This window comes from Geodermatophilus sp. DF01-2 (genome assembly GCF_004571065.1).
Lineage (GTDB): Bacteria > Actinomycetota > Actinomycetes > Mycobacteriales > Geodermatophilaceae > Geodermatophilus.
Genome location: NZ_SPQN01000123.1, coordinates 1 through 8380, shown reverse-complemented (window position 1 = coordinate 8380; position 8380 = coordinate 1). Strand labels below are relative to the sequence as shown.

The window sequence follows — 8380 nt, the reverse complement described above, 5'->3', positions numbered from 1 at the left end:
GCCAGGCGGGCGCGGGCGGCCCGGGCCGCGGCCGTCGAGTACAGCCGCGCCGGGCCGGGCCCGGTGACCGGCAGCGCCGCGACGAAGTGGTGCGCCAGCCGCTCGACCAGCTCGTCGTCGGTCGTGCCGGGGATACAGCGTTCCAGCGCCTCGCCCAACCGCGCGTGCAGCCGCGCCCGCCGTAGTGCGGACAGGTCGCCGGCCAGCACCTCCTGCACCAGCGCGTGGGCGAACCGCCAGCTCCACGGCCGGGTGCCCGCGACGACCAGGCCGGCGGCGACCGCCGGGTCCAGTGCGGTCAGCGCCTCCTCGGCCGGGATCCCGGCCGACTCCAGCAGGTCCATGGTCACCTCGCGCCCGGCGATCGCGGTCAGCTCCAGAACCGCCCGCGTGTCCGACGGCAACCGGTCCAGGCGCGTGCGCAGCACCTCGCCCACCGACGGCGGCACCGGCACGGAGTCCAGGTGCAGGTCGTGGGCGCCGACCATCCAGCGGGACAGCTCGACGACGAAGAAGGGGTTGCCGCCGGTGCGGTCGTGCACCGCCGCCGCCAGCGACCGGTCGCCGACCGAGCCCAGCTGGGCGGCGAGCAGCGCGGCGACGCCGTCGGGGTCGAGCCCGGCCAGCCGCAGCCGGCTGCACGCCGGCTCCCGGTTGAGCCGGGCCAGGCAGTCGACGACCGCCTCCGGCAGCTCCTCGCCGACGGTGCGCACGGTGACGACGACGAGCAACGGCACCCGGGGCAGGTGCCGCGCCAGGAGGGCCAGCAGCTGCACCAACGTCGTGTCGGCGCCCTGCAGGTCGTCGAGGACGACGAGCACCGGGCGGGTCGTTGCGCCTCCGACCGGCGCCGGTTGCGCCGCCGCGGCCAGCCGGGCGCGCAGGTCCTGGAACAGCCGGAAGCGGGCGGCGTCGGCGTCCCCCACGGCGTTCTCGGCCGGCGGCGCCAGCTGCTCCTGGCCCAGCTGCTCGAGCACCTGCGTCCACGGCCACAGCGCCGGTGCCCCGGCGTCGTCCGCGCACCGGCTCCAGGCCACCGACCAGCCGGTCGCCCGTCCGGCGTCCGCGGCCGTCTCGGCCAGCCGGGTCTTGCCGATGCCGGCCTCCCCGCCGAGGACGACGACCCCCGGCCGCCCGCCGGCCGCCTGCTCGGCGACCACCCGCAGGTGGGCCAGCTCCACCTGCGGGTGGTCGACCAGTGCCTCGGCGCCGGGCGTCGCGGCCGACGGCGGGACGACGGACAGCACCGGGCGGGGCACACGGTCGGTGAGCCGGGGGTCCTGGCGCAGCACCGCGCGCTCCAGGTCGCGCAGCTCCGGGCCGGGGTCGATGCCCAGCTCGTCGCGCAGCCGCTCGGTGCATCGGCGCAGCGCGTCGAGCGCGTCGGCCTGCCGGTCCGCGGCGTACAGCGCGGTGACCAGCCGCGCCCACAGCCGCTCGCGCAGCGGGTGCTCGGCGACCAGGTGCTGCAGATCGGGGACGGCGGCGTCGGCCCGGCCGGTCGCGAGCAGGGCGTCGCAGCGCCGCTCGCGGGCCCGCACGTGCAGCTCGGTCAGCCGCAGCCGGTCGGTCGCCGCGCTCGGCAGGTCCCCCAGCTCGGCCAGCGGCTCGCCGCGCCAGAGCGCCAGCGCCCGATCCAGCAGGGCCACGCCGCGGGCCGGGTCGCCGCCGGCCACCGCCCGGTCGCCCTCCTCGGCCAGCTGCGCGAAGCACAGGCTGTCCAGCTGGGCGGGGCCGGCCTGCAGCAGGTAGCCCGGCGGCCGGGTGAGCAGCACGGTCGGCGCCTCGCGGGGGCCGCGGGCAGGCTCGAGCACCCGCCGCAGGTGGGAGACGTGCGCCTGCAACGTGCCGGTGACGGTGGGTGGGGGGTGCTCGCCCCACAGGGCCGAGACGATCCGGTCGACCGCCACCACCCGCCCGGGCTCGGCCAGCAGGAGGGTCAGCAGCGCCCGCGGCTTCGCCCCGCCCACGTCCACGGGTCGGCCGTCGGCGTCCTCGACCTCGAGCGGACCGAGCACGCGGTAGCGCACGACCGGTGATCCTGGCAGCTCGCGGTGCGCGGCGGGAGGCGTTCGGGCCCCCGCAAGTGGGGGAGCAAGCCGGCCGCAAGCGTGTGGCAAGTGGGTGCGGTCAGGGTCGTCGACACCCCCGGACCACCCCCGACCGCGAGGAACCCCGCCATGAGCCCCCACCGAGGTCGTCATCCCTCCCATCCCCGCCCCGCGCAGCGCCGCCGACGCGCTCGTCCCAGTGGCTCCGCCCGCCGACGTCGACGACCTGCGCCGCCGGGTGCACGGCCCGGTCTACGCCGCCGGCGACGAGGGGCTCGCTGCCGAGGTGTTCGCCTGGAACGTCGCGGTGCAGCACACCCCCACGGTCGCCGTCGGTGCGACCTGCGCCGCGGACGTCGCCGCCGCCGTCTCCTGGGCGGTCGCGCACCGCCTTCCGGTCGCCGTCCAGGCCACCGGGCACGGTCCGGTCCGCAACGCCGCCGGGTCGGTGCTGGTCTCCACCCGGCGCATGCAGGGCGTCATCGTCGACCCGGTCCGCCGCACCGCCCGCGTCGAGGCCGGCGTGAAGTGGGAGAAAATCCTGGCGGCCGCCGCCGAGCACGGGCTGACCGGCCTGTGCGGGTCGTCGTCCGACGTCGGGGTGGTCGGCCACACCCTCGGCGGCGGGATGGGGTCGCTCGGGCGGAAGTACGGGTTCGCCGCCGACGCCGTCGTCGCCTTCGACATCGTGACCGCCGACGGCGCCCTGCGATCGGTCTCCGCCGACAGCGAGCCGGAGCTGTTCTGGGGGGTACGCGGGGGCAAGGGCAACTTCGGCGTCGTCACCTCGATCGAGTTCGCGCTGGTCCCGGTCCGTTCGGTGATCGGCGGCGGTCTCTTCTTCGTCGCCGAGGACGCCGCCGCCGTCCTGCACGCCTTCCGCGAGTGGGCGCCGACGATGCCCGAGGAGGTCGGGACGTCGATCGCCGTCCTGCGGCTGCCGCCGATGGAGCAGCTGCCCGAGCCGCTGCGCGGGCAGACCGTCGTCCACCTGCGCTACGCCTACTGCGGCGACGACCCGGCCGAGGGCGAGCGGCTGGTCGCGCCGATGAAGGACGCCGGGCGGGTCGTGCTCGGCTACCTCGGCCCGCTGCGGACCACCGAGATGGACGCCGTCCACATGGACCCGCAGGACCCGATGCCCGGCTGGGAGAAAGGCATGCTGCTGGCCGAGCTGACCGAGGAGACCGTCGAGGCGTTCCTCGCCGCGGCCGGGCCGCAGGTGCAGGTGCCGCTGGTCATGGCCGAGATCCGGTTGCTGGGCGGCGCGCTGGCCCGCGAGCCGCACGTCCCCGACGCGGTCGCCGGGCGGGACGCCGCGTGGTCGGTGCTGGTCCTCGGACCGATGGTGCCCGAGCTCACCGAGGTGCTCCCGCAGGTCGGCCGCGGGGTGCTGGCCGCCCTCGAGCCGTGGGCCGCGCCCGGGTGCATGGTCAACTTCCTCGGCGATGTCTCCGGACCGGACGAGGTGGCCGCGGCCTACCCGCCCGCGGTCCGCGAGCGGCTCCTGGGACTCAAGGCGGCCGTCGACCCGGGCGGGGTCTTCTCCTTCGGCCACGCCCTGTCCCCGCGCGGCTGAGGAGACGGCCGGGGAGAGAGCCGTTCCAGCCCCGGCGGCTCCCTCCCCGCGCCCGCCCGCATCCCCCCGATGATCAGGTGAGTTGATCATTCCCGGTCCGGGCTCAGCACTGGTGGTGAGCCCGGAGCCGGAACCGTGATCCCAGCTGATCACCGGGGTGCGGCCGCGCGCCTCAGTCGGGCAGCAGGACGCCGGGGTTGCAGATCCCGCGCGGGTCGAGCCGTTGCTTGACCGCCCGCAGCACATCGACGCCGAGCGGGCCGACCTCGCGCTCCAACCAGGGCCGGTGGTCGGCCCCGACGGCGTGGTGGTGGGTGAGCGTGCCGCCGGCCGCCAGGAGTGCGTCGGTCGCCGCGCGCTTCGCGGTGAGCCACTGCTGGATCGGCAGGGCGTCGTCCCGGTCGGCGAGCACGGTGACGTAGAGCGAGGCGCCGGTCGGGTAGCCGTGCGAGACGTGACCCATCACCAGCGGCTGCTTCCCGCGCCGGCCCAGTGACTCGCGCAGCGCCCCGCGAACGGCGTCGTAGACGGTGGGCAGCGCCGTCCAGGTGGCCGCCGTCTCCAGGGTCTCGACCAGCAGGCCGGCGTCCAGCAGGCTGTCCCGGGTGTAGGGGGCGGCGAACCGGTGCCTGCGCCAGGACTCCCCGACCCGCCGGCCCAGCCGCACCGCCCCGGCCTCGCGCAGCATCGACGCCGCGGCACGCCGCCGGGCGCGCACCGTCGTCGGCAGCCCCTCCCAGCCGACGACGAGCAGGCACCCTTCGCCGCGCCGCCGCAGTCGCAGCGAGCTCCGCAGCAGCGAGGCGCCGGTGCCCGAGGCGTTGAGCAGGTTGGCCCGCGTCTCGTCGGGGTCGGAGAGCCGGACGACGTCGGGCAGCAGGTCGTGCCGGGCCAGCCGTTGCAGCCCGGCCAGCCCCGCGGCCCAGGTCCGGAACGACCAGCCCGCGTACTGCTGCTCACGCGGCCGGGGCCGGACCCGCAGCGTCACCTCGGTGATGACCCCCAGCGCGCCCTCCGAGCCCAGCGCCAGCCCGAGCAGGTCGGGCCCGGCGGCCGACGCCGGCGGCGAGCCCAGCTCGAGCACCCCGGACGGCGTGGCCAGCGTCAGCCCGGCGACCAGGTCGTCGAAGCGGCCGACGCCGGTGGAGGCCTGCCCCGCCGAGCGGGTGGCCGCGTAGCCGCCCATGGTGGCGAACTCCCAGCTCTGCGGCAGGTGACCGAGGGTCAGGCCGTGGCGCGCCAGGTATTCCTCCAGCGCCGGCCCGCGCATGCCCGGCCCCACGGTGACCAGGGACGACGCCACGTCGAGCGCGTGCACGGAGGCCATCCGGCCCAGGTCGACCGAGATCGACGGCCGGTCGTCGGCGTCGGTGCCGGACAGCCCGCCGACGACGCTGGTCCCGCCGCCGAAGGGCACCACGACTACGCCCATCTCGCTGCACAGCGCCAGCAGCGCGGCGGTCTCCTCGGTGCTGCCGGGCCGGACGACGGCGTCCGGGGCGTCGGAGGCGTCGCCCTCCCGCCGGCGCAGCAGGTCCAGGTAGCTCTTGCCCCCGGCGTGCCGCAGCCGCTCCTCCCGGTCGGTGCGGACGTGCTCCTCGCCGAGCAGCTCGACCAGCCGCAGCCGGCCCTCCTCGGCCAGCCGGGAGGGTGCCAGCCGGATCCGCGACACCGGGGCCGGTGGCGTGCGCCGCGGCGTCCAGCCGAGCTCGCGGGACAGGTGCCGGCGGGCGGCCTTGGGCAGCACCTCCGCGACGTCGGGGAAGGCGGCCGGCTCCAGGGTGCCGTCGGCGCCGTCCTCCCCGCGGTGCACCGTCGCGTCGCGGGCGCCGGCGGCCGGACCCCAGCCCTGGATGGTCAGTTCGGGCTGCTCGGGCACGGCTACAGTCTGCCGGGTGCCCGGGCCCGGACCTGCCGACGGCGCCGGTGCGGACGCCCTCTCCCCGGCCCGCCGGGCCGCCGACCTGGACGCCGTCGCCGGGGCCGCGGTCGACGTGGTGGTCGTCGGCGGCGGGGTGACCGGTGCGGGGGTGGCCCTCGACGCGGCCACCCGCGGGCTGTCGGTGGTCCTGCTCGAGCGGTCCGACCTCGCCGCGGGCACCAGCCGGTGGTCCTCGAAGCTGGTCCACGGCGGGCTGCGCTACCTGGCGCACGGCGAGCTCGGGCTGGCCCGGGAGAGCGCCCGCGAGCGCGCCGTCCTCATGAGGGCCACCGCGCCGCACCTGGTGCGCCCGCTGCCCTTCCTCGTGCCGGACGCCGCCGGCCGCGACGTCACCGCGCTCGCCGAGTTGGGCGGGCGGCTGGGCGACGCCGTCCGCGCCTCGGTGCCCGGCGGGCGCCGCTCCCTGCCCTCGACCCGCCGGGTGGACGCCGCCGAGGTGGCCCGGGCGACCCCGGGCGTGCGGGGCCGCCGCGGCGGGGTCGTCTTCTGGGACGGGCAACTCGTCGACGACGCCCGGCTGGTGGTCGCCCTGGCCCGGACGGCGGCCGCCTGCGGAGCCCGGGTGGTGACCGGGGCGGCGGTGCGGGCGGTCGACGGCGCCGACGTGCGCGTGGAGCTCGACGGCGGTGAGGTGCTGACCCTGCGGGCGCGGGTGGTGGTCAACGCCACCGGGGTGTGGGCGCAGCGGCTGGCGCCGGGCATCCGCCTCTCGCCGTCCCGCGGGTCGCACCTGGTCGTGCCGGCGGCCCGGCTCGGGTCGCCGTCCGCAGCGCTGACCGTGCCGGTGCCCGGGTCGCGTTCGCGCTACGTCTTCGCGCTGCCGCAGCCCGGCGGCCTGGTGCATCTCGGGCTGACCGACGAGCCGGTGCCCGGCCCGGTGCCCGACGAGGACCCGGCGCCCTCCGAGGCGGAGGTGCAGCAGCTGCTCGACACGGTCAACCGGGTGCTGGTCGACCCGCTGACCCGCGCCGACGTCGTCGGCAGCTACGCCGGGCTGCGGCCGCTGGTGCTGCCCGCCTCGGCCGGCACCGGCCCCGGCGGTGCCACCGCCGACCTGTCGCGGAAGCACCTGCTGGAGTGGGACGGACCGGTCCTCTCCGTCGTCGGCGGCAAGCTGACCACCTACCGCGCGATGGCCGCCGACGCCGTCGACGCGGTGGTCGCCCGCCTCGGCCGGGCCGCGCCGCGGTCGTGCACCGCCCGGCTGCCGCTGGTCGGGGCGGCGCCGCGGGTCGCGCTGGAGCGGGTGGAGGCACCGGCCCGGCTGGTCGCGCGGTACGGCACGGAAGCCCCCGCCGTCGCCGCGCTGGGGACGGAGCCGGTAGTCGACGGCCACCCGGAGACGGTGGGGGAGCTGCGCTTCGCCGTCCGCGCCGAGGGGGCGCGCACGGTGGCCGACCTGCTCGACCGGCGGGTGCGGATCGGGCTGGTGCCGGCCGACCGGGAGCGCGCCGTCCCCGTCGCCGAGCAGGTGCTCGCCGAGGAGCTCTGACCCGCCCTCCTGCGGGGGGCAGGGGTCCTGTTTCAGGCCGGCTGCTCCTGCCGCCGGTGCGCGTCGAGCGCGGCCAGTCCCCGCCGGACGCCGACCGCGACCGCGCCGAGCGCGAAGAACCCGTCCTCGTCGGAGCCGCGCGCGGTGCGCAGCAGTGCGACGAGCCGGTCGAGGGCGGCCTCCGCGGCGGCGATCCGCTCGTCGCGGAGATCCGGCGTCGTCCCGTCGGTGCTGTGGTGCGGCGTGCGGACGACGCCGGCCAGGCCGGCGAGGGCGTCGGCGAGCACCCAGCCCGTCCCGGCCTCCACCAGGTCGATGCCGCGCCGGTGCGGCTGGAGCTCCACGACCAACGAGGTGAGGTCGTCGACGAGGACGGCGACGCGGTCGACGGCGCGGGACTCCTCGCGGATGCCGGCGGCGCGGCCCTGCCAGCGCCGGGCCCGCGGGTTGGCCCGGCGGGCGCGCTCGACCTGGGCCTCGGCGGCGCGCATCCGGTCCAGCGCGCGGTCCAGCTCCGCGGTGCGGCCGGCCCACTCGGCGGGGTCGGGCACCCGGCCCTCGCGCAGCGTCGCGGCGACGTCGTCGAGGTGGGCGGCGAGCACCGCCCGGGTGCGGGCGATCTGCTCGACCGCGCGGGTGAGCTGCAGCGGCGGGAAGAGGACGGTGGTGACCAACACGCCGATCGCGGCGCCCAGCAGCGTCAGCCCGGCGTATCGCAGCACGTAGGTCTCGGGGTCGTCCAGGCCGACGGTGATCATGAGGACGGCGGCGAAGCTGACCCAGCTGGCCTGCTCGCGCCACAGCCGCCACTGCTCCACGGCGATCGCCGCGGCGACGATCAGCGCGATGGTGAGGACGTTCGGCACCGCCCGGGTGAGCTCGTAGAGGCCCACGGCCAGCGCGAAGCCGGTGAGGATGGCCAGCACGCTGCGCCAGGCGGCGCTGGCCGAGTCGGCGATCGTCGGGTGCACCGCGATCACCGCGCCGAGCGGCGCGTAGTAGGCGTACTCGGAGAGCAGCGGCGGCAGCAGGACGGCCACCTGCCAGGCCAGCCCGGCCGCGACCGCGGCCCGCACCCCGCGCTGCACGGCGGGACGGTGCAGCTGCACCCACACGGCTCCCACGGGGAGCCAGGATGACCGGTGGCGCAGCCCACCGTTGCAGCGGGTGCGGGATCGCTGCGCCCCCGCGAGTTCGTCGCTCTCGGCGGGGTTCAGCCGGCCTGGCGGGCGGCGTTGGCCTGGACGGCGGTGCTCACGTACTGGGCCAGGCCGGGCGCGACCCGCTCGTAGTACGCGGTGAACCGCTCGTCCTCG

General features: G+C 77.6%; 6 protein-coding genes. 2 read left to right on the top strand and 4 right to left on the bottom strand.

The features are described from left to right. The coding region (locus E4P41_RS20430) for an AfsR/SARP family transcriptional regulator (protein WP_167761199.1) at positions 1-2030 on the bottom strand (2030 nt) is incomplete at its 3' end. Positions 2031-2250: 220 nt separating this feature from the next. Between E4P41_RS20430 and E4P41_RS20425 the strand changes: the two genes are divergently transcribed. Beyond that, the gene (locus E4P41_RS20425; protein ID WP_135143050.1) at positions 2251-3630 is read left to right on the top strand and encodes an FAD-binding oxidoreductase; all 1380 of its coding nucleotides are present in this window, start codon (positions 2251-2253) and stop codon (positions 3628-3630) included. Between the two features lie 172 nt (positions 3631-3802). Here the strand turns inward: E4P41_RS20425 and E4P41_RS20420 are convergent, their stop codons facing one another. Continuing rightward, the gene (locus E4P41_RS20420) at positions 3803-5509 is read right to left on the bottom strand and encodes an FAD-binding oxidoreductase (RefSeq protein ID WP_135143049.1); all 1707 of its coding nucleotides are present in this window, start codon (positions 5507-5509) and stop codon (positions 3803-3805) included. A 16-nt stretch (positions 5510-5525) separates the two neighbouring features. Here E4P41_RS20420 and E4P41_RS20415 point away from each other — a divergent pair, with 16 nt between their 5' ends. After that, on the top strand, positions 5526-7064 hold the full coding sequence (locus E4P41_RS20415; RefSeq protein WP_245177532.1) for a glycerol-3-phosphate dehydrogenase/oxidase: 1539 nt from the start codon (positions 5526-5528) through the stop codon (positions 7062-7064). A 32-nt stretch (positions 7065-7096) separates the two neighbouring features. On the opposite strand, the gene E4P41_RS20410 is transcribed toward E4P41_RS20415, so the two are convergent. After that, positions 7097-8188, bottom strand: a complete 1092-nt coding sequence (locus tag E4P41_RS20410) for an aromatic acid exporter family protein (RefSeq protein WP_167761198.1) — start codon at positions 8186-8188, stop codon at positions 7097-7099. Positions 8189-8277: 89 nt separating this feature from the next. Continuing rightward, positions 8278-8380: TipAS antibiotic-recognition domain-containing protein (locus E4P41_RS23840; protein ID WP_209307829.1), on the bottom strand; the 103-nt coding region annotated here is incomplete at its 5' end.